The following is a 20,214-nucleotide window of genomic DNA, read 5'->3' on the forward strand; positions in this document are numbered from 1 at the left end:
TGCAAGGGTTGCATCTGGATACTCACTCGGCCGTGGCGTAATGCGCCTTGAGGTTCATGAACTTCTCGACAAAAGCGTCCATCACCGGAGGATCGTACTCACGCAAGCCGCTGACAACCAACTTCTTGGAGCCATGGCCAATGGCCGTTTCGCCGTCGGTCATCTTGAATTGCAGCAAGGCATCGCCCCGCTTGCCGCTGACATCCAGCGTCGCGCCAGCGAAAGCAACACCGGCCTCGGCGACATCCAGCCGCGATAACGAGAAACCCATGCTGTCGTAGATCACCAACGGTCGCTGAGGATTGAACATGACACCCTGCTCTTCCATCAGCGGTTTGAGATAATGCGGGAAATTGCGACCTGAAAAAGCGACGTAACGGCGCGTGAAGGCCTCGATGACGTCGGCATCGTGGGTGATATCCCCGCCACGCTCGACCTCGAGATACACCTTGCCATTGGCGTCGGTCACTTGGACGGTGTCGCCGTGCTGAGCGAAGCACAACGGGACGCTATCACCGACCATGCCCTTGAAATGGAAGGTCATGCGTTGTGCCAAGCCAAAACGTGCCATCACCAGGGCAAACAGCAGATCGCCCGGCACGCAGAAACGCCGTGCATCCGCATCGTGAATGGGATTGTAATCGCCAGCGATACACTTGGCGAAACGGCTTGCCTGCTCGGCCGTAATACATAGCCGATCATCGGTCACGGTGTGAAAGTCGTCGAGAAACATGCGCTTATCCCTGCCCATCAAGAAACGCCCACCACGGCGCGGATCACGAACGCCAAGATGGTATCAAATTCATTGGCGCTCGGGCGCGGCCCCCGCACACATTTCTCAACATAACGCCACCGGACGATAACATCGAGCGCTCAATCGGCATCCAGCTCAAGATAATGGCGAAAAATGCCATCTTCGTTAAACGCTTGGCGCCGAGCGGACCCCAGATAGGTGGCAATACGCGGCAATGCCGACACACGCTCGCTCAAGGCCATAACGTCGGGAATCGATGGCGCTTGAGCCGCCATTGCACGAGGCATGGCATAGCGCAGGCCGCTAACGGTTTGAAAAAGCGAGAGATCAACATAACTCAAGGCATCGCCGACGAGATACGTCTTTCCAGCCGGATTGCGCGCCAGAACATCCTCGAAATAGCCGAGGAACTTGCCCAGTCGCGCCTGCCGGAATACCTGGGCACGACGGCGCGCCTCGTCTTGCTGCTCTTCGTAATATAGCGAACTTCCGATGGGATGATGTACGTCATGAATCTCGGCGATGAAATCGGCCATCGTCAATTGCAATCCGTGCGCCCAGTCACGGCTGGGCTCGTCGTCCGGCACCAGGCCAAGCCGTGGCCCCAGGAAACGCAGAATATTGGCGACATGCGACACGAGCCGCTCCTGCGCTTTGAGAATCGGCGGCGCGAAGGGCGGATACGCCTCGAATGGTGCAACTTCGCCTTCGAGCAGATCGCCGATTGCGCTCATGCCATCCTGGCGTTCACGCGCCACATCAACGTAGTCGGCGCCCGCCGCCTCGAGCGCCAAGCGCACATATTCACCGCGCCCGGGAATGCCCGGCCAATAATACAGTTCGTATTGCATGAGAAATCTCCTCACGATACACGTATTCAGCGTAGCAGCCTCAGTGGAGTGACTGGCGAGGCAGGTGACGGGTTGCTACCATGCGCGCCTTCACTAGGCACTCGACACGAGACATATGCGGTATCGCGTCAAGCTTTTCCCCGAGATCACCATCAAGTCCCGCCCCGTGCGCAAGCAGATGGTGCGTTGTCTGCGCACCAACCTGCGCAACATCCTGACGCCACTGGTCCCTGATGTGCGAGTCGCCGACTGCTGGGATGCGCTGGAGGTACGGGTTCGCCACGCCATCGACGACGCTACTCGTGAGCGCCTGGAAGCAACGCTATCGCGCGTGCCCGGCATCCACGAGGTGCTGGTGATCGACGTGCATACCTTCGTCTCCTTCGCCGATACCGCCGAACGCCTGGTGGCGCTTTGGCGTGCCCCGCTGGCTGGCCGCCGGTTTCGCGTCAGCGTCAAGCGCCGCGGACAACACGACTTCACTTCAGCGGACCTCGAACGTCATCTGGGCGGCGCGCTGCTCGACGCCAGCCCGGACGCCAAGGTGGACCTTTCCCACCCCGAAGTGAATGTCACGCTCGAGTTGCAGGACCAGCACCTGCGCCTGGTGACACGCCGTTTGCCCGGCCTGGGCGGTTATCCGCTGGGCACCCAGGGCCAGGCACTGGCACTCATCTCGGGCGGCTACGATTCGCCGGTGGCGGCCTGGCGCTTGATCCGGCGCGGGCTCAAGACGCATTACCTGTTCTTCAATCTCGGCGGGCCGGAACACGAGCAGGCCGTGCGCGAGGTCGTGCATCGAGTGTGGCAGGGTTACAGCGCCTCGCACCATGCCCACTTCATCAGTGTGCCCTTCGACGGCGTGCTCGATGAGATCCAGCGCCGTGTGCCCGCGGGCCTGGCAGGCGTCGTGCTCAAGCGGATGATGCTGCGAGCCGCCAACCGCATCGCGGCACGCGCGCGCATTTCAGCACTCGTCACCGGCGATGCCTTGGCGCAGGTATCCAGCCAGAGCCTGGTCAATCTAAGGCTGATCGACACGGTCAGCGAGCGGCCCGTTCTGCGTCCGCTCATCGCCGACGATAAGCAAGCCATCATCGAGGATGCGCGTCACATCGGCACCGCCGCCCATGCCGAGCGCTTGCCGGAATACTGCGGTACGATCTCGCAACGCCCCAATACACGCCCCAGGCCCGACCAGATCGACGACGCCGAGGCCGACTTCGACATGGGCGTGCTTGAGGCAGCACTCGAGGCCACCCGCCAGACGCGAGTGGACCGCCTGCTCGACACGCCCGCGCCACGCACGCTCGATGTGCCCGTGATCGAGAGTGCCGAGGCGCTACGCGAAGCCGATGACGTCACGGTCATCGACATTCGCCACCCCGATGAGCGCGACGCCGCCCCATTGAGGCTGCCGCAAGACGAGCCGCTGGCGATTCCGTTCTTCGAGCTCGGCGAACGCGCCGCGCAGTTGCCGTCGCATCGGCGCTACGCGCTCTATTGCGATCAGGGCATCATGAGCAAGATGCAGGCGCTTCGGCTCGCCGATCAGGGGCTCAAGAACTTCGTCATATATCGCGGCAACCGCCACGCTGAGCATTGAATCGTCACTCATCGTCAACGCAGAGTCGCCATGTATTCCCCCGTTATCGCCATCCGTCGTACGCCACTGGTCGCCGTGTACGGCACGCTCAAGCGGGGCCTGCGCAACCACCATTGGCTCGCAGGTACCGAATTCATCGGCGCGGATACGCTCGTTGATGTCACCCTCTACGATTTGGGGCATTGCCCCGGCGCCAAGGCGGAACCCTCTCACGGCATCGACGTGGAACTCTACCGGGTCGATGCGCGGGGCCTACGCGATCTCGATCGGCTCGAAGATTATCGCGTACGCGCACCGCTGACTGGCACCTATGACCGTGTCATTTATGACACTGCGTTCGGCCCCGCCTGGCTGTACCTCTACAATCTCGATATCGCGGGGTGTCCGGCCATTCGTGCCGGCGGCTGGCCAAGCCCGCCCTGAGCGTTACCCTTACTGATGCGTCATGAGCGCGTCGACGGCGTCTTCCGCATCACGGATGCAGCCAAGCGCCAAGCGGGCTACAATCGCCTTTTCGTCGATGTCGTTCGCGACGCCTTCTTTCGTTCCGACTTTCGTCACTAGAGCCGCCATGCCGACTACCGCCAACGCCAAGCGCAAGATCCTGGTTACCAGTGCCCTGCCCTATGCCAACGGCTCGATTCATCTGGGCCATTTGCTCGAGTACATCCAGACCGATATCTGGGTGCGCTTCCAGAAAAGCCGTGGTCACGAGTGCCATTATGTATGTGCCGACGACGCCCATGGCACCGCTATCATGTTGCGCGCGGAGCAGGAAGGCATTACCTCGGAGCAGCTGATCAGCAACGTCAGCGCCGAGCACCAGGCCGATTTCGCCCGCTTCGGGGTAGCGTTCGACAATTACTACTCCACGCACTCGGAAGAAAACCGCCAGCACAGCGAGCGCATCTATACAGCGCTACGCGATGCCGGGCATATCTCGACGCGCGACATCGAACAGATGTTTGATCCGGTCAAGGGGCTGTTCCTCGCCGACCGCTTCATCAAGGGCACCTGCCCCAAGTGCCACAGCGACGACCAATACGGCGACAACTGCGAAGCGTGCGGTGCGACCTACACGCCAGCAGAGCTGATCGATCCAGTCTCGGCGATCAGCGGCGCCACACCGGAAGTCCGCACGTCGACTCACTATTTTTTCAAGCTGCCCGACTTCGCCGACTTCATGCAGGGCTGGATCGATGGCGGTCATGTGCAGCCTCAGATTCGCAACAAGCTGCTGGAATGGTTCGAGTCAGGCTTCAACGAGTGGGATATCTCTCGCGACGCACCTTATTTCGGCTTCGAGATTCCCGATGCGCCGGGCAAGTATTTCTATGTCTGGCTCGACGCGCCGATCGGTTACCTGGCCAGCTTCCAGAACCTCTGCGAGCGCGAAGGCATCGACTTCGACAGCTACTGGAAGAAGGACTCAGAGGCCGAGGTCTATCATTTCATCGGCAAGGACATCGTCTACTTCCACGCCCTGTTCTGGCCGGCGATGCTGGAAGGTGCAGGGCTGCGCACGCCGACCGGCGTCAATTGCCACGGCTTCGTCACCGTCAACGGCGCCAAGATGTCCAAGTCGCGCGGCACCTTCATCAAGGCGCAGACCTATGCCGAATACCTCAATCCCGAATACCTGCGCTACTACTTCGCCGCCAAGCTGACGGCCGGCGTCGACGATCTCGATCTCAACCTCGAGGACTTCGCCTCGCGCGTGAACTCGGACCTGGTCGGCAAGGTGGTCAACATCGCCAGCCGCTGTGCAGGCTTCGTGAAGAAGCTCAATGGTAACCAGCTCGCCGCGCACTGCGCCGAGCCCGCGCTAGTGGCACGCTTCGCAGACGCCGGCGAGGCGATCGCCGCCGACTACGAGGCACGTGAATTCGGCCACGCCATGCGCAAGATCATGGAGCTCGCCGACGAGGCCAATGCTTACATTGCCGACAAGGCGCCCTGGGTGCTGGCCAAGGAAGAAGGCCGCGAGCAGGAAGTGCTCGATATTTGCTCAGTGGGGATCAACCTGTTCCACGTGTTGATGGTCTACCTGCAGCCCGTGGTGCCGGCTATGGCCGAGCAGGCACGCAACTTCCTGCAGGTCGACTCCCTCGACTGGGAACGCCGTCACCACGTGCTCGAAGACCACGCCATCGCCAAGTTCAAGCCGCTGATGACCCGCGTCGACACCGACAGAATCGCGCAGATGACCGAGGCCTCCAAGGAAGTCCTCGCCGAGGAACAAAAGCTCAAGGAACGCGCCACGGGCCCGCTGGCCGATGATCCCATTGCCGACGAAATAAGCTTCGACGATTTCGCCAAGCTCGATATGCGCATCGTGCGTATTGCCAAGGCCGAGTACGTCGAGGGCGCCAAGAAACTGCTCAAATTGACGCTCGACCTGGGTGGCGAGACACGTACCGTTTTCTCGGGTATCCGTGCCGTCTACGCCCCCGAAGCGCTGGAGGGTCGCCTGACCGTCATGGTCGCCAACCTGGCGCCGCGCAAGATGCGTTTCGGCGTCTCGGAAGGCATGGTGCTGGCCGCCGGCGACAAGGAAGGCGGCATCTATCTGCTGTCGCCGGACAGCGGCGCGGAACCCGGCCAGCGCGTAACCTGAGGAGGCAAGGTGTCTACTAATCTCGCGCTCATCGAGACCATTGACGCCGAATTGCCGCAAACGCAATGCGGCAAGTGCGGGCACCCCGGTTGTCGCCCCTATGCCGAAGGCATCGCGGCGGGTGAAGCGATCAACAAATGCCCGCCCGGCGGCGAGGCCACCATGGCGCGGCTGGCCGAGTTGACAGGCCAAGCGCACCAGCCCCTCGCGGAACCGGCGCAGCCGCCGAAAGTGGCGTACATTCGTGAGGATGAGTGCATCGGCTGCACCAAGTGTATCCAGGCCTGCCCGGTAGACGCCATCCTCGGTGCCGCCAAGCAGATGCATACGGTGATCGAATCCGAATGCACCGGCTGTGAGCTGTGTGTTGCGCCCTGCCCGGTCGACTGCATCGATATCCTACCGCATCCCGAATGGCTCGCGGCACGCACCCAGGCTCAGCAAGACGCATACCTGGACAAACGTGCCGCGCTAGGGCGACAACGCTACGAGGCGCGTCAACAGCGTCTCGCCCAACAGGCCGAGGAAAAACGCCGCAAGCGCGAACGTCGTCAAGCCGCCGTGGCGGCAAAAGCCAAGCGTGAGACGGCCCCTGCGCAATCGACGCAACAGGACGACACCGCCAGCGTGGATACCACTGCTCTCAAGGCGACGCGGGCAACCTTGGTCGCCGGCCTCAAGCGTGTGGAACGTCAACGCCAGCGTGACAACCTGGATGCCGAGACACGTCAGGGGCTCGATGAACGCGCCGAGACGTTGACCGCGCGCCTGGCGGATATCGACCGGCAACTCGGCAACGCACAAGCACCACGTGCCGACACCTCTACCACGCACCATCGGCGAATGGCCGTCAAAGCCGCCGAGCAGTCACTGCGCAAGGCCCGTCAGCAAGTCACGCATGCCCAGCGCCATGGCGATGCTGCCAGCCTCGAGGCTGCGCATGGGCAGGTCGACGAGGCCCAGCAAATGCTCGATGCCGCACGTGCCGCGTACGATTCTCCCTCATCGACTTGATTCGCCCATGAACGCTCAAAAACGCTACGAGATTTTTTCGCGCCTGCGCGATAACAATCCCACGCCGACAACAGAGCTGCACTGGCAGACGTCTTTCGAGCTGCTGACGGCGGTACTGCTCTCGGCCCAAGCCACGGATGTCGGCGTCAACAAAGCCACCGCGCGCCTGTTTCCCGTCGCCAACACCCCGCAGGGCATCCTTAGCCTGGGCATCGACGGGCTCAAGGACAAGATCAAGACCATCGGCTTGTACAACAGCAAGGCCGACAACCTGATGAAAACCTGCCACCTGCTGCTCGAACGGCACGCTGGCGAGGTGCCGGATACGCGAGAAGCGCTGGAAGCGCTGCCCGGCGTCGGCCGCAAGACCGCCAACGTGATCCTCAATACCGCGTTTGGCCAGCCGACCATGGCAGTGGACACGCATATCTTCCGCGTCGCCAATCGCACACGAATCGCGCCGGGCAAGAACGTTCTGGAGGTGGAAAAAAAACTGATGCGCCACGTGCCCCAGGACTTTCTGCACGACGCGCATCATTGGCTGATTCTACACGGACGCTACACCTGCTTGGCCCGCAAGCCGCGCTGCGGAAGCTGCGTGATCGAGGACCTATGCGAGTACAAAGAAAAGACCGAGATCGAATGAACCCAGCATGACACGTGCATCATCACGCCCCCATGAGTACCTCGCGATAAGCCTCGCGCCACGCCGGCCATTGCCAGGCACGCGCGTCAGGTAGCGCCGGACGCGACGCTGGGTCAGTCAGCCATTGTGCCAGTGTCGCCTCGAGCGTCGCCTGATCGCCCGCGTAGCGATACGCTGGCGCGTAATACTCGGGAAAACACAGGCGATCCGGCACCAGTGGCACACACCCCTGCATCACCGCCTCCATGACGGCCAACCCCTGGAACTCGTGATGCGTCGTCGACACCACGATATCCGCCGTATCGAGCATCTCCCGATAGACATCGCCGGGCTGCTCGCCCCAGCACACGACACGTTCGCCCAACCACGCACGCGATGCCTCGAAGACCGGTGGCTGATCGCGGAACTGCTGGCCTAACACGGCCACCTCGAAATCGATGCCACGCGTGGTCAACGTTTCCAGTGCCGTGAAAAACGCATCGGGATTCTTGTCGTATTCCCAACGATGATTCCACAGAATTCGCCGCCCCGAGCGCGCGGGCTTTGGCGTCACCTCGGGCAAGGGTACGGGGAGCACCACGGCCTTATCGGCTACGCGTGACAGCAAAGTGTCGAGCGGCAGACGCTCAGGCATGCGCTTGAGGAAGTCGCGCGCTCCACGCAATAGACTGTCGCGGTTGTAGGCACTATTGAAGACCACGACATCCGCTGCCAAGGCCGTGTAGAGATTGACCATCAATGGTTCGGCGCGGATACGCTGGCCCTTGGGAAGCGGATAGGCAAACTGGTTTTCATGGAAATACACGACCTTGCGTGCACGCGCCAGCGACGGGAAAAGACCTACCAACGTCGCCAGGTCGACCATCGAGGTGGCGACGACCAGGTCATAGTCTTCATGGAGACAGTCACTCTCTTGTCCCATCCAGGTCAGCGGATTGCCACGAATACGCCAGGGAAAATGCCGCGGTGGCAGTTCCAACCGCCGCCAGTCGATCTCGGGGAACTGCTGCTGCAGCCCATCCGCCCAGTGCCGATGACTCACGGCCGCGTAGGCGGATAGCAATAAGGCCTTCAAGCACGACTCCTGAGAAAAGGGCGCCATGGTAACCAAGCTCTGAGATCGACGGAAGCGGGCCACCGAAAGGCGGAAGTAGCGTCCGCCTAGGCACTGTCTAAAAAGTCGACGAGCGAAGGTCAGACAAGGCAAAAATCAGCGAAAAAGCGGAGTCTACGGGGTGTAAATGAGAATTTTGAGCTGATTTTTAACGCAGTATGGCCGAGCGCAGGCAGTTTTCAGACAATGCCTAGTGACCGCCCTCCTCGTTTTCGGCGCCTTCGCCCAGCGCCTCATCGGTCGTGTCGCTACCTGGCTTAGCACGCTCATTAGACGATGACAGCGAGGCATCCGAGGACGACATGGCCCCGCTTCCCTGGGCGCCGCGCCGGTAGATCACCTTGCGCGTACCGCCATCGCAACTACCCACGACTTCGCCCCCGGCGAGAGCATCGTTCTCGCGGACTCCGCCTTCTCCAACGCGTTCGCTGGCGACGATATCGAGCTGGAAGTCCTCGACGCCATTGGCACGAATCTTGGCTTCGATCTCATCCTGCAAGACATCGCAGGCCATCACGCCGGCGTCATTACCGCCTCCGCCAGCGCGCGGTTCCTCCTGAGCGCTGGCGATGATCGGCAACGCCATCACTCCCAGCGCCAGTCCTTTTATCCACCTGTGACTTATCATGATCGCTCCTCTAACGTGTTGCACTCAGATTCAAATCACCGGTCTGCGCCACAGCACGCTGGTAGTCCGGCCGCGCGCGCACCCGCGCCAACCAGTCGCCAATGGCGGGGAAATCCTTGACGCCACGTCGTGATTCGACCGCCAACACGGGGAAACTCATCTGAATATCTGCCGCCGTGAAGTCCGAACCAGCGAACCATGCATGCTCGGCGAGCGTGGACTCCCAGAACGCCAGATGCCGCTCGATCTCGGGGTCGAGGAACTTGGCCTGCACACCTTGACCTATCTTGCCCGACAGCGGGCGTATCAACGCCGGCATCGGCGGCTTGCCCAAACGCGAAAAGACCAGATGCATCACAAGCGGCGGCATCGCGGAACCTTCGGCGTAATGCAGCCAATAACGGTAGTCGCGATGCTCAAGCGTCCCTACAGGCGGCGCCAGACGGCCCTCGTCGTAACGTTCGACCAGGTAATCGATGATCGCCCCGGACTCGGCCACGGTTAGCCCCTCATCTACGATCAGCGGTGCCTTGCCGAGCGGATGGAGACGTTTGAGACTCTCCGGCGCCAGCAATGTCTGCGGATCGCGATGGTGGGTCACGAGCTCATACTCTTGCTGCAAAGCTTCAAGCAGCCAGACGATGCGTAGCGAGCGGGAGTTGTCGAGGTGATGCACGGTAATCATGCGCGGCTCCATCGGAATGATAAAAGGTTGGGCCTGCTCTAAGCGGCGAGAGTTCCGCTCCTCATTGCCCTAGGCGAGGCGTCGTGACAATAAAAAAACGCCACTACTCCAGAGGTTATGGCTCCAAAGATAGTGGCGTTGGCATGCGCGATAGCGATGGAAGGGAGCGCCTAGCCGGGGGCGCCCAGTTAGGGACGTTCAGCGATCCTCGAACATCTCGTCACCGACATCGTCGATATAGCGCTGTACCTTGCGCAGCGTCAACTCGATACAGTCATCTCGGCTGGAGACGATATCCGAACGCTCGAAACGGTGCTCACGCGTCTCACCGCCTTCGACGGGCTTGCGAATCCAACCGCTGACTCGGTACTGACCGCCGACATCCTGCGGATCCGGCGTGATCAGATAGCCTTCGTAGTCTGTCGCGGGAATTTCCTCGTCATTGACACCGCCGCTGCGAAACAAGCCCTCGATGAGTCGTTTCAGCATAAAGCCTCCTGCGCGTGCTATGCGTTGAACGCCACCACCCGGGAGACGTTCGACGCGAATGAATGCGGATCAATTCGCATTGCGGCCTTTTGCTGCCGCGATGCGCAAACGCAAGGCATTGAGCTTGATGAAGCCTTCGGCGTCTTTTTGATCGTAGGCGCCAGCATCGTCCTCGAAGGTCGCGATGGACGCATCGAACAGCGACTCTTCGGACTTGCGCCCGACCACGGTGGCACTGCCCTTGTAAAGCTTCATGCGTACCACGCCGTTGACGTTGCCCTGCGTCTCATCGATGGCCGCCTGCAGCATCTTGCGCTCCGGGCTCCACCAGTAGCCGTTGTAAATGACCTCGGCGTACTTGGGCATCATCTCGTCCTTCAGATGCGCGGCTTCGCGGTCGAGTGTCAGTGACTCGATGGCACGATGAGCGCGCAGCATGATGTTGCCACCCGGGGTTTCGTAGCAGCCACGCGACTTCATACCCACATAACGGTTTTCGACGATATCCAGACGCCCGATGCCGTTGTCGCCGCCGAGCTGGTTGAGCTTGGAAAGCACCTCGTGGGGCTTGAGGGGCTCGCCGTCGATGGCGACGATATCGCCTTTTTCGAAGGTCAGCTCGATATAGGTCGGCGTCTCCGGCGCGGCCTCCGGCGACACGCTCCAGCGCCACATATCCTCTTCGGCTTCCGCCCAGGGATCCTCGAGAATGCCGCCTTCATAGGAAATATGCAGCAGGTTGGCGTCCATGGAGTACGGCGATTTCTTCTTGCTCTGGGAGAAGTCGACCGGAATGTCGTGCTTCTCGCAATAATCCATCAACTTCTCGCGGGAGTTGAGGTCCCACTCACGCCACGGGGCAATCACCTGGACGCCGGGCTTCAACGCGTAGGCGCCGAGTTCGAAGCGTACCTGATCGTTGCCCTTGCCGGTGGCGCCGTGGGAAATGGCATCGGCGCCGGTCTCGTTGGCGATCTCGATCAAACGCTTGGCGATCAACGGCCGTGCGATGGAGGTCCCCAGCAGATATTCGCCTTCGTAGATCGTGTTGGCACGGAACATCGGATAGACATAGTCGCGCACGAACTCTTCGCGCAGATCCTCGATGTAGATTTCCTTGACGCCCAGCGCCTGTGCCTTGGTGCGCGCCGGTTCGACCTCTTCGCCCTGACCGATGTCGGCGGTGAAAGTCACCACCTCGCAATCGTAGGTTTCCTGCAACCACTTGACGATGACGGACGTATCCAGGCCGCCAGAATAGGCGAGGACGACCTTGTTCACATCGGACATGCGGGACTCCTGAAAAGATGAATATTGATCGAATGGTTCGGCTGCGCGAACACAGCGAGAAAATGTCACCCGATTATAGCGCCGAGCGAAGCTGACGAACACCGAGTAGCGGGACGTCGAGGGGCGAAAATGCTACACTCGCTGCCACTTTGTCGCTCCGCCTCGGGTGTGGCGACGCTATCGAGACCGCATCGGGATGGGAGCAAAAGCATGAGCGACGGCCAGGCACGCGATTTGATGGCTCAACGTTTTCGAGGCTTTCTCCCTGTCGTCGTCGATCTGGAAACCGGTGGTTTCAATGCCCAGAGTGACGCCCTGCTCGAGATCGCCGCCGTGACCCTGACCATGGACGAGCAAGGTAACCTGATACCTAATGACACGCACGCCTTCCACGTCAAACCCTTCGACGGCGCCAACATCGAGCAGGCCGCATTGGACTTCACCGGCATCGACCTGGATAGCCCACTGCGCCAGCAAGTGGCATTGAACGAGCACGACGCACTGGGCGAAATCTTCAAGCCGGTGCGCAAGGCGATCAAGGCCAATCAATGCACTCGCGCCATTCTGGTCGGCCATAATGCCGCTTTCGATCAGGGCTTCTTGAATGCCGCCATCGAGCGCAACGGCATCAAGCGCAGTCCTTTCCACCCATTCTCGTGTTTCGATACCGCCACGCTCGGCGGCTTGATATACGGCCAGACCGTACTGGCACGCGCCTGCCGCGCGGCGGGCATCCAGTTCGATAACGACTCGGCGCACTCAGCCCGTTACGACACCGAACGTACCGCAGAGCTGTTCTGTTCCATGGTCAACCGCTACAAGGATCTCGGCGGCTGGGAGTTGGCCCAGAAGGAACAAAGCATGGACGAGGACTGACGCGGCACGTCATTACGCGTTTATCACCCATACGAAAGCCCTGCCAATGTTCATCGGCAGGGCTTTTCGATGCGCCGGCGCCTTCCCTTGGAAGGACGCCCAGCTCAATGCCTCACTCCTGTTCAGTTTCGGCGTTGGCCGCCGCTTCCTTGATCAGCTTCTCCAACTCACCGCTTTCGTGCATCTCCACGATAATGTCGCAGCCGCCGACCAGTTCGCCGTTGACCCACAACTGCGGGAAGGTCGGCCAGTTGGCGTATTTGGGCAATTCGGTACGGATGTCCGGATTGTCGAGAATGTTGACGAAAGCGAAACGCTCACCGCATGCCATGACCGCCTGTACCGCCTGAGCGGAGAAGCCGCACTGCGGCAGCTGGGGCGTGCCTTTCATGTAGAGCAGAATCGTGTTTTCGCCGATTTGCTGCTGGATGTTCTCGAGAGTCGTGCTCATCTCAGTTTCCTCACGCGGGGCGGCTTGCCATTAGCCGGCACCGCCGCAATACGTCGGGTGAATGTAGATCCATTCTACTGATGGCGAGCGCCGAAAACAGCCCTCGTAACGCCGACACTTTTGATATCGACAATTGCGCCTTCTCGACAGCCTGGCTAGGATGGTCGACTTTCCGCACGGCCCGCATGTCGCCCTGGTAAAGCCGAGTGTCGCAGAAAGTCGGGCCTCGGGGCGCGTCTTGGATGTTACGCTCACGCGCTTTCGTCAGTGGGCGTCGTCACCCTGATATGCCGTGGATCACATATGCAAGTGGATCACATATGAAAGTGGACCACATATGAAAGGAGCGTCGCCATGGCCACACGCCACTTCTTGACCTTGCTCGACCTGTCACCCGCGGAACTTAGCCATCTCATTCAGCGCGCGATCACGATCAAGAACCGTCTCAAGGCGCAAGGACCGACCTATACGCCCTTCACCAACCGCACCCTGGCGATGTTCTTCGAGAAGTCTTCGACGCGTACAAGGGTTTCCTTCGAAACCGCCATGGCGCATTTCGGCGGTCATGCGCTCTTCCTCTCGCCGCGCGATACGCAACTTGGGCGCGGCGAGCCGATCGGCGATACCGCCCGCGTAATCGCCGAAATGGTGGACATCGCCATGATCCGCACCTTCTCGCATGCCGGGCTCAAAGAATATGCCACCGCCAGCCAGGTGCCAGTCATCAATGCGCTGACCGACGACTATCATCCTTGCCAGTTGCTGGCCGACATCATGACCTGGACTGAATGTCGCGGGTCAGTGAAAGGCAAGACCGCGGTCTGGATCGGTGACGGCAACAACATGTGTCATTCTTGGGTCAATGCCGCACGACAGTTCGATTTCCAACTGCGCGTCTGCTGCCCGCCAGGCTACGAACCGGACGCCGATCTCGTAACGGCCGCTGGTGATCGCGTGGAGATATTGCATGACCCTCAGCAGGCAGTCCAAGGCGCGGAGCTGATCACCACGGACGTCTGGGCCTCGATGGGCCAGGAAGAGGAGCAGGCCAACCGTGAGCAAGATTTCACCGGTTTTCAGGTCACCGAGGCATTGCTCGACCGCGCCGCCGATAGTGCACTGTTTCTACATTGCCTGCCCGCGCATCGCGGCGAAGAAATCAGCACCACCCTGCTCGACGACCCGCGTGCCGTAGTATGGCAGGAAGCCGGCAATCGCTTGCACGCGCAGAAGGCCTTGATCGAATTCCTCCTGCTCGGCAAGGTCGAGGAATAACATCTCGATATGCCACGTCTATCGCAAGAAACGATGCCGCCTGGACGGCATCGTCTCCTTGATTTCCGCGACATCTCGACTTGTCTCGCACACCACACCCGCTGGTCTGCCCTTCCTGTAACTTAACTACCACGGCACCATCTTACCCGACACCCCGCCAGCCCCTGAGGGAAAACATTGCCGGTGATCGTTCAACGCTGCGCAAGATACGAAAAAAGCCGCCGACGCGATGCGTCGGCGGCTTGATATCAAACGAATCTGGTGGAGCCTAGCGGGTTCGAACCGCTGACCTCAACACTGCCAGTGTTGCGCTCTCCCAACTGAGCTAAGGCCCCATATCGATAACACATTAGGCGATGCGTTTATTTACCAAGGGATTTTTCCGCGATAGCGACCTTGGAATGCTGATATACTACGTCTGCCATTAACCCATGTCAATGCGTACGTACCAGGCGCAGGGCCGTTCAACGCGGGTGCCGCACAGCGCGCGAAAGTGCAAAACCCACGGCAGCATAAAGCCAGCATTACTGTTAAGTTAATTGAGAATACCGCATAGCACACTGAGCTGAAGCGTTACATAACGGCCGAAACATAAGATCGCTATGGCCACTATTTCGTTAACCGGCGATTGATTGCAGGAGTTCCCTTGATCAAGGTTCTTGTCGCTGATGATCACCATCTAGTTCGTACCAGCATTGCCCGAATGCTGGATTCCGAAGACGATTTGCACGTTATTGCCGAAGCCGTCGATGGCGAAGAAGCCGTCAACATGGCACGTGAAATGCGCCCCGACATCGTATTGATGGATATACGCATGCCCGGTATCGGCGGGCTCGAAGCCACGCGCAAGATCATGCGTGGCATGTCGGATATCAAGGTTGTGATCGTGACAGCATTCCTCGAAGAAGCGTTTGCCCAGCGTTTTATGGACGCCGGTGCCGCCGGATTCATCAGCAAAGGCACGGAGCTCAATGAAATGGTTCGCGCGATCCGCGCTATCTTCGGGGGGCAGCGCTACATCAGCCCGGATATTGCTCAGAAGGTCGTGCTGTCCAAGATCGGCTCGCAGGACAACCCCTTCGACCAGCTTTCACATCGCGAGCTGCAGGTGGCGATGATGATCGTCAATTGCCATAAGGTCAGCGATATCTCCGACCGACTTTTCCTGAGTCCCAAGACCGTCAACACGTATCGTTACCGCATTTTCGAAAAGCTTAATGTGCAATCCGATGTCGAACTCACCCACCTGGGACTGCGTTACGGTTTGATAGACGGCTACGAAGCTTCCTGAGGCCGGGTGTCGCCGGTGTCTCGACGCGGGTCTCCGGCGACCCTTTCCCTTTGATATACTAGCGGACATGATCGACTCCACGAATGTCCCGCGCCCATGAGCTTCGACGCCAAGCATTTCCTCAAGACGGTTTCCGAGTCACCCGGCGTGTACCGCATGCTGGATACCGACGGAGAGATCTTGTATGTAGGCAAGGCCAAGCGGCTCAAGGCACGTCTCGCCAGCTATTTTCGCGGTGCGCTCAATACCAAGACACAAGCCCTGGTCGGCCGCATCGCGGATATTCAGGTCACCATCACGCGTACCGAGACCGAGGCGCTGTTGCTCGAGCAGACGCTCATCAAGGAGCAACGACCGCCGTACAATATCCTCTTGCGCGACGATAAATCCTACCCGTTCATCTTCGTCTCGGATCGCCATCCTTATCCTGCACTCGAGCTCAAACGCGCGCGCGGGAAACGCGGCGACGGTCGCTACCTGGGCCCCTTCCCCAGTTCGACCGCCGTTCGCGAGAGTCTAGCGTTGGTGCAGAAGATATTTCGCATCCGCAATTGTGAGGACAGCGTTTTCGCCCACCGCACCCGGCCTTGTCTTCAATACCAAATACAGCGCTGCAGCGCGCCCTGTGTCGACTATATCGGCCGCGAGGAATACCAGCGCGACATCGACCACGCCATCATGGCCCTGGACGGACGCAGCGAACAGGTGACCGCGCAACTCACCCAAGACATGGAAGCGGCCAGTCAGGCGCTGGACTTCGAGGAAGCGGGACGTCTTCGCGATCAGATTCAGCAACTGCGCCGCCTGCAGGAGCGTCAGATCGTCGATACCGGCGACGGCGATGCCGATATCTTTGCTCTCGCCGAACGCCCGGGCGGCGTCTGCATCAGCACGCTGAGCGTACGAGGCGGACGCATGCTCGGGGCGCATCACCATATGCCGCAAAATGGTCTGGACCTGACGGCGGAAGAACTCCTGGGCGCGTTCATCAGCCATTATTACCTGGGCCATGATCGCGACATTCCCAGCGAGATCATCACGGCCCTGCCGCTCGTGGATGCCGATGTCATCCAGGCCGCACTCTCCGAACGTGCCGGCAAACGCATCCGTGTGGCACATCAGGTACGCGGCCATCGCGCCCAATGGCTGCGTCTGGCCGGCACCAACGCCGAACAGCACCTTACCAGCCAGTTGGCCAATCGCTCGCAGCTAGCCAAACGCTTCGACGCCTTGCGCGAGGCGCTCGACCTGCAGGAGCCCCCGACGCGCCTGGAGTGTTTCGACATCAGCCATAGCCACGGCGAAGCGACGGTTGCCTCCTGTGTAGTTTTCGATCAGGACGGGCCGGTCAAGTCCGATTATCGGCGTTTCAATATTGAAGGCGTAGCGGCGGGCGACGATTACGCGGCCATGCGCCAAGCGCTGACACGCCGTTACAAACGCCTGATGCAGGACGAAAGCAAGCTCCCCGACGTGCTTATCGTCGATGGTGGCAAGGGGCAGCTCAACATGGCGCGCGAGGTGCTCGAAGATGTCGGCATCATGAACACGCATCTGCTCGGCGTCGCCAAGGGGACGACACGTAAGCCTGGGCTCGAGACGTTGTTCCTGGAAACCGTCGACAATGCCTTATCGCTCGACAGCGCCTCCCCCGGATTGCATCTGATCCAGCATATCCGCGACGAGGCGCACCGCTTTGCGGTGACCGGGCATCGCCAGCAGCGCGACAAGCAGCGTCGCACCTCGACTCTGCAAGACATTCCCGGCGTCGGCCCCAAACGCCGCCGGGAGTTGTTACGCTTCTTCGGCGGGCTTCAGGGTGTCCGTCAGGCCAGCCGCGATGAACTGGCACGCGTGCCCGGCGTCAGCGCCCAAATGGCCACGACCATTCATCAGGCATTGCATGGATGAGCCATGAGCTGAAAGATACAATAGCACGACGATCTCATTCACCAGTCAGGACTTACATCGCTCGATGAACATCCCCAATTTATTGACGCTTGCTCGAATCGTGTTCATTCCTTTGCTGGTGATCGCCTTCTACCTCCCTTATGCCTGGAGCATGCTCCTGTGCGCGGGGTTGTTCGGGCTCGCTGCTGTGACCGACTGGCTCGACGGTTACCTGGCTCGTCGCTGGAATCAGAGCACTCCCTTCGGCGCCTTTCTCGACCCAGTAGCGGACAAGCTCATGGTTGCTGTCGCCCTCGCGCTCCTGATCGAACGTTTCGACGCCGTGTGGCTGACACTACCGGGCCTGGTCATCATCGGTCGGGAGATCGTCATCTCGGCGTTACGGGAATGGATGGCGGAGCTCGGTAAGCGCGGTAGCGTCTCTGTTTCGTGGGTAGGAAAACTAAAAACCACCCTACAGATGGTTTCGCTGTTGCTGTTGCTCGGCTTCGCACCTGGCTCGATGATCGCCGACCTGGGCGTCGTTCTGCTTTATGTCGCCGCCGCGTTGACGCTGTGGTCGATGTTCCAGTACCTGCGCGCAGCATGGCCGGAATTGACGCGCTCCATGTGAGCATTATTCTTACTTCGAAGAGGCACATAAACGTTTGACATTCACAGACTTATCTCTATAATACGTCCTCGAGTTCGGCGGGAATAGCTCAGCGGTAGAGCATCGCCTTGCCAAGGCGAGGGTCGCGAGTTCGAATCTCGTTTCCCGCTCCAGAACTCAGAAGTATTGGAACGGCTAATGAGGGTCGCAAGCTGGAACGCCAGCCCGGTCGAATCTCGTTTCCCGCTCCAAACTCAAGCGTTGACCGTTCTTGAACGAGTGCAACAAGGCTGGATGGCAGAGTGGTGATGCAGCGGACTGCAACTCCGTCAACGCCGGTTCGATTCCGACTCCAGCCTCCATTTCTTCTGCGGTGTTCCCCTTCCGTATCCGTTAGCCCGGATGGCGAAATTGGTAGACGCAAGAGACTTAAAATCTCTCGGTGGTAACACCGTGCCGGTTCAAGTCCGGCTCCGGGCACCAATAATATCAAGCACTTGGCGCCCTCTCCTGCTAGCATTTTTACCGACGACCTCTAAAGTGTCGATAAAGTGTCCACCAGGCACTCGACCTCAGTGCGTCTGCATGCCAGCGAGGTGGCCGGGACTCGGCGATGAGACCGTGGCATGCCAGATGGACTGACGCCCATGCCCATCCGCCAATGCCATTAAGCCCTCCAAGTCGTCGATCCTGATTTCTCGCCCCTTTGCCGTGAGCAATTCCAAGTTCTGGAAACGTCCTAATAGACGGCTCACTGTCTCAACCGCCAGCCCCAGATAATTGCCGATATCACTACGTGACATGGACAGACGGAAGCTGAACGGCGAGTAACCTTGTTGCCGAAAGCGCGTCGACAAGGCAAGCAGAAAGCTGGCCAAACGAATATCGGACGTTCTATTCAGAAATAGACGTACCATCATGCGCTCCTGATGCAGTGCGCGACTCATCACTCGTAGAAAACAACCGTTCATGCCCAGCTCATTCGGTCTTTTTTGGGCAAGCTCTTCGAGCGCTTCAGGCAATATTTCGCAGACGGATGTCGTTTCCAACGCCTGCGTCACCCCCGGATGAAAACCACTACTGATGGCATCAAGCCCCACCACTTCGCCCGGCAAATAAAACTGGGTAATGTGCTCTTCATTGGTGATATCTCGATAGACTTGCTTCAAGCTTCCGCAGCGAACGATATACAGGCTCTTGAACTCTTCGCCTTGTGCGAATAGCGTTTGGCGCTTTCTCAAAGGCGACACCTGACGGCTGATCGTACTAAACGTTTCCAACTCGCCCACTGACAAGGGCGCTGGCAAGCACATGCTGCTCAAACGGTAGGTTTGCCTCGGGTGCTCGGACGGTGCCGCAAATCGAGAAGCTTTATATTGTGATGTCATCGTAGGCTCCCTGCATCTGAATCGGGTTTTCAGTATGCGTTAGAGTCTTTTTGATAACAGTTTGATATTCGCGTTTACATGTCTGGTTTTTCTCATGCCAATCACGAATTGCCTCGTATCATGACCCTCATCAAAGTCATGTGAGGCCGCTCACACTAGAATGCTTCATACTCCAATAAAGTCCTTACATCGAGGCAAGGCGTTCTTTATCGTAAGTGCCGGACATGCGCACCAGTGCCAGCGCCTCATCTCGAGAAGAAACCCGTTCGACGCGCACGAGCTCATCGTCTAGACGCACTGCCCCGTCCGTACGTTCTGCCAGCACCGACTCGAGCGTTTGCGTATCCAACTCGTCCTCGAAATGCAGCGTATCCACCTGCGCAGTATCGCGACTCGGCAGATAGACCGTGCCATTGGAAAAGTCGATGGCGTAGGCAATGACGCCAGGGATGATATAAAACAGTAGGCCCACACCATCGGCGATCGCCACTGCGGGATCGACGCGCCCACTAGGCTGCCCTTTACGCTCGGGATAGAACACAGTCCCGCACCCTGCCAGCGTCGTGGTAATGGCCACGATGGTCAGTGCTACCATCCAGCGGCGGACCTGGAAGACTTTCCGGTCGTTCATGGCACTCATCACTTTATCCTCTTACCCTGTTCACATACATTATTCAAGGCCAAGACTACGGCACCCATAAGCTGAGTATTACACGCATAAGGGTATCGCAAAGCT

21 protein-coding genes and 4 tRNA genes are annotated in these 20,214 nt (G+C 59.5%); 13 read left to right on the forward strand and 12 right to left on the reverse strand.

Annotation, left to right across the window (positions count from 1 at the left end; genetic code table 11):
* Positions 1–22: 22 nt before the first annotated feature.
* Together OP496_RS04185 and OP496_RS04190 are read right to left on the reverse strand one after the other, a co-directional pair.
* Positions 23–733 (reverse strand): DUF3581 family protein, encoded by a 711-nt coding sequence (locus tag OP496_RS04185; RefSeq protein ID WP_280562226.1) that lies wholly within the window; start codon positions 731–733, stop codon positions 23–25.
* A gap of 140 nt (positions 734–873) precedes the next feature.
* Complete coding sequence (locus tag OP496_RS04190; RefSeq protein WP_280562227.1) at positions 874–1,605, reverse strand: glutathione S-transferase; 732 nt, start codon at positions 1,603–1,605, stop codon at positions 874–876.
* 115 nt (positions 1,606–1,720) lie between these two features.
* Here OP496_RS04190 and thiI point away from each other — a divergent pair, with 115 nt between their 5' ends.
* Positions 1,721–3,211 (forward strand): tRNA uracil 4-sulfurtransferase ThiI, encoded by a 1,491-nt coding sequence (gene thiI / locus OP496_RS04195; RefSeq protein ID WP_280562228.1) that lies wholly within the window; start codon positions 1,721–1,723, stop codon positions 3,209–3,211.
* 30 nt (positions 3,212–3,241) lie between these two features.
* Positions 3,242–3,634, forward strand: coding sequence for a gamma-glutamylcyclotransferase (locus tag OP496_RS04200; RefSeq protein WP_280562229.1), 393 nt, complete (start codon positions 3,242–3,244; stop codon positions 3,632–3,634).
* A 9-nt stretch (positions 3,635–3,643) separates the two neighbouring features.
* Here OP496_RS04200 and OP496_RS04205 read toward each other — a convergent pair whose 3' ends face one another.
* The gene (locus OP496_RS04205; RefSeq protein ID WP_280562230.1) at positions 3,644–3,784 is read right to left on the reverse strand and encodes a hypothetical protein; all 141 of its coding nucleotides are present in this window, start codon (positions 3,782–3,784) and stop codon (positions 3,644–3,646) included.
* Between OP496_RS04205 and metG the strand changes: the two genes are divergently transcribed.
* Genes metG through nth form a run of 3 tightly spaced genes read left to right on the forward strand, consistent with a single transcriptional unit; the run spans position 3,783 to position 7,488 of the window.
* The gene (gene metG / locus OP496_RS04210; RefSeq protein ID WP_280562231.1) at positions 3,783–5,828 is read left to right on the forward strand and encodes a methionine--tRNA ligase; all 2,046 of its coding nucleotides are present in this window, start codon (positions 3,783–3,785) and stop codon (positions 5,826–5,828) included. The genes OP496_RS04205 and metG overlap by 2 nt on opposite strands.
* Before the next feature lie 9 nt (positions 5,829–5,837).
* Positions 5,838–6,842 carry an electron transport complex subunit RsxB gene (gene rsxB / locus OP496_RS04215; RefSeq protein WP_280562232.1) on the forward strand — a complete coding sequence of 335 codons (1,005 nt, stop codon included), beginning with the start codon at positions 5,838–5,840 and terminating at the stop codon, positions 6,840–6,842.
* A 7-nt stretch (positions 6,843–6,849) separates the two neighbouring features.
* Complete coding sequence (nth, locus tag OP496_RS04220; RefSeq protein ID WP_280562233.1) at positions 6,850–7,488, forward strand: endonuclease III; 639 nt, start codon at positions 6,850–6,852, stop codon at positions 7,486–7,488.
* A 22-nt stretch (positions 7,489–7,510) separates the two neighbouring features.
* Here the strand turns inward: nth and OP496_RS04225 are convergent, their stop codons facing one another.
* The 5 genes from OP496_RS04225 to OP496_RS04245 form a co-directional block, all read right to left on the reverse strand.
* Positions 7,511–8,563 carry a DUF3524 domain-containing protein gene (locus OP496_RS04225; protein WP_280562234.1) on the reverse strand — a complete coding sequence of 351 codons (1,053 nt, stop codon included), beginning with the start codon at positions 8,561–8,563 and terminating at the stop codon, positions 7,511–7,513.
* Between the two features lie 229 nt (positions 8,564–8,792).
* Positions 8,793–9,230 carry a DUF1161 domain-containing protein gene (locus OP496_RS04230; RefSeq protein ID WP_280562235.1) on the reverse strand — a complete coding sequence of 146 codons (438 nt, stop codon included), beginning with the start codon at positions 9,228–9,230 and terminating at the stop codon, positions 8,793–8,795.
* A 10-nt stretch (positions 9,231–9,240) separates the two neighbouring features.
* Positions 9,241–9,915, reverse strand: coding sequence for a glutathione S-transferase (locus OP496_RS04235; protein WP_280562236.1), 675 nt, complete (start codon positions 9,913–9,915; stop codon positions 9,241–9,243).
* Positions 9,916–10,113: 198 nt separating this feature from the next.
* Entirely contained in the window at positions 10,114–10,404 is a 291-nt protein-coding gene (locus OP496_RS04240; protein WP_280562237.1) for an HlyU family transcriptional regulator, read from the reverse strand.
* A 69-nt stretch (positions 10,405–10,473) separates the two neighbouring features.
* Positions 10,474–11,694: an argininosuccinate synthase gene (locus OP496_RS04245; RefSeq protein WP_280562238.1), complete on the reverse strand. Its 1,221-nt coding sequence runs from the start codon at positions 11,692–11,694 to the stop codon at positions 10,474–10,476.
* Positions 11,695–11,904: 210 nt separating this feature from the next.
* Between OP496_RS04245 and rnt the strand changes: the two genes are divergently transcribed.
* Complete coding sequence (rnt, locus tag OP496_RS04250; protein WP_280562239.1) at positions 11,905–12,570, forward strand: ribonuclease T; 666 nt, start codon at positions 11,905–11,907, stop codon at positions 12,568–12,570.
* Between the two features lie 112 nt (positions 12,571–12,682).
* On the opposite strand, the gene grxD is transcribed toward rnt, so the two are convergent.
* Complete coding sequence (gene grxD, locus OP496_RS04255) at positions 12,683–13,021, reverse strand: Grx4 family monothiol glutaredoxin (protein WP_280562242.1); 339 nt, start codon at positions 13,019–13,021, stop codon at positions 12,683–12,685.
* Between the two features lie 354 nt (positions 13,022–13,375).
* Between grxD and argF the strand changes: the two genes are divergently transcribed.
* The gene (argF, locus tag OP496_RS04260; RefSeq protein ID WP_280562244.1) at positions 13,376–14,296 is read left to right on the forward strand and encodes an ornithine carbamoyltransferase; all 921 of its coding nucleotides are present in this window, start codon (positions 13,376–13,378) and stop codon (positions 14,294–14,296) included.
* A 259-nt stretch (positions 14,297–14,555) separates the two neighbouring features.
* Here the strand turns inward: argF and OP496_RS04265 are convergent.
* Positions 14,556–14,631: transfer RNA gene (locus OP496_RS04265), tRNA-Ala, on the reverse strand.
* A 311-nt stretch (positions 14,632–14,942) separates the two neighbouring features.
* Here OP496_RS04265 and uvrY point away from each other — a divergent pair.
* The 6 genes from uvrY to OP496_RS04295 all read left to right on the forward strand — a co-directional run bounded on the left by uvrY (position 14,943) and on the right by OP496_RS04295 (position 18,573).
* The gene (gene uvrY / locus OP496_RS04270) at positions 14,943–15,587 is read left to right on the forward strand and encodes a UvrY/SirA/GacA family response regulator transcription factor (protein ID WP_280562245.1); all 645 of its coding nucleotides are present in this window, start codon (positions 14,943–14,945) and stop codon (positions 15,585–15,587) included.
* Between the two features lie 96 nt (positions 15,588–15,683).
* Complete coding sequence (uvrC, locus tag OP496_RS04275) at positions 15,684–17,498, forward strand: excinuclease ABC subunit UvrC (RefSeq protein WP_280562246.1); 1,815 nt, start codon at positions 15,684–15,686, stop codon at positions 17,496–17,498.
* Between the two features lie 64 nt (positions 17,499–17,562).
* Entirely contained in the window at positions 17,563–18,111 is a 549-nt protein-coding gene (gene pgsA / locus OP496_RS04280; RefSeq protein WP_280562247.1) for a CDP-diacylglycerol--glycerol-3-phosphate 3-phosphatidyltransferase, read from the forward strand.
* 77 nt (positions 18,112–18,188) lie between these two features.
* Positions 18,189–18,263 (forward strand) — tRNA-Gly (locus OP496_RS04285).
* Between the two features lie 115 nt (positions 18,264–18,378).
* Positions 18,379–18,452, forward strand: a tRNA-Cys gene (locus OP496_RS04290).
* A gap of 34 nt (positions 18,453–18,486) precedes the next feature.
* A tRNA-Leu gene (locus OP496_RS04295) sits at positions 18,487–18,573 on the forward strand.
* An 89-nt stretch (positions 18,574–18,662) separates the two neighbouring features.
* On the opposite strand, the gene OP496_RS04300 is transcribed toward OP496_RS04295, so the two are convergent.
* Positions 18,663–19,379 (reverse strand): helix-turn-helix domain-containing protein, encoded by a 717-nt coding sequence (locus OP496_RS04300; protein WP_280562248.1) that lies wholly within the window; start codon positions 19,377–19,379, stop codon positions 18,663–18,665.
* Between the two features lie 283 nt (positions 19,380–19,662).
* A complete protein-coding gene (locus OP496_RS04305; protein WP_280562385.1) occupies positions 19,663–20,073 on the reverse strand; it encodes a hypothetical protein in 411 nt (136 codons plus the stop codon).
* Positions 20,074–20,214 lie beyond the last annotated feature (141 nt).

It is taken from the genome of Chromohalobacter sp. 48-RD10 (assembly GCF_029889785.1).
Lineage (GTDB): Bacteria > Pseudomonadota > Gammaproteobacteria > Pseudomonadales > Halomonadaceae > Chromohalobacter.

Bases quoted from the DNA above. Each gene is read 5' to 3' on its own strand.
- OP496_RS04185 (WP_280562226.1), bottom strand. From the start codon at position 733: ATGTTTCTCGACGACTTTCACACCGTGACCGATGATCGGCTATGTATT.
- OP496_RS04190 (WP_280562227.1), bottom strand. From the start codon at position 1,605: ATGCAATACGAACTGTATTATTGGCCGGGCATTCCCGGGCGCGGTGAA.
- thiI (WP_280562228.1), top strand. From the start codon at position 1,721: ATGCGGTATCGCGTCAAGCTTTTCCCCGAGATCACCATCAAGTCCCGC.
- OP496_RS04200 (WP_280562229.1), top strand. From the start codon at position 3,242: ATGTATTCCCCCGTTATCGCCATCCGTCGTACGCCACTGGTCGCCGTG.
- metG (WP_280562231.1), top strand. From the start codon at position 3,783: ATGCCGACTACCGCCAACGCCAAGCGCAAGATCCTGGTTACCAGTGCC.
- OP496_RS04205 (WP_280562230.1), bottom strand. From the start codon at position 3,784: ATGGCGGCTCTAGTGACGAAAGTCGGAACGAAAGAAGGCGTCGCGAAC.
- nth (WP_280562233.1), top strand. From the start codon at position 6,850: ATGAACGCTCAAAAACGCTACGAGATTTTTTCGCGCCTGCGCGATAAC.
- OP496_RS04230 (WP_280562235.1), bottom strand. From the start codon at position 9,230: ATGATAAGTCACAGGTGGATAAAAGGACTGGCGCTGGGAGTGATGGCG.
- OP496_RS04235 (WP_280562236.1), bottom strand. From the start codon at position 9,915: ATGATTACCGTGCATCACCTCGACAACTCCCGCTCGCTACGCATCGTC.
- OP496_RS04240 (WP_280562237.1), bottom strand. From the start codon at position 10,404: ATGCTGAAACGACTCATCGAGGGCTTGTTTCGCAGCGGCGGTGTCAAT.
- OP496_RS04245 (WP_280562238.1), bottom strand. From the start codon at position 11,694: ATGTCCGATGTGAACAAGGTCGTCCTCGCCTATTCTGGCGGCCTGGAT.
- rnt (WP_280562239.1), top strand. From the start codon at position 11,905: ATGAGCGACGGCCAGGCACGCGATTTGATGGCTCAACGTTTTCGAGGC.
- grxD (WP_280562242.1), bottom strand. From the start codon at position 13,021: ATGAGCACGACTCTCGAGAACATCCAGCAGCAAATCGGCGAAAACACG.
- argF (WP_280562244.1), top strand. From the start codon at position 13,376: ATGGCCACACGCCACTTCTTGACCTTGCTCGACCTGTCACCCGCGGAA.
- uvrC (WP_280562246.1), top strand. From the start codon at position 15,684: ATGAGCTTCGACGCCAAGCATTTCCTCAAGACGGTTTCCGAGTCACCC.
- pgsA (WP_280562247.1), top strand. From the start codon at position 17,563: ATGAACATCCCCAATTTATTGACGCTTGCTCGAATCGTGTTCATTCCT.
- OP496_RS04305 (WP_280562385.1), bottom strand. From the start codon at position 20,073: ATGGTAGCACTGACCATCGTGGCCATTACCACGACGCTGGCAGGGTGC.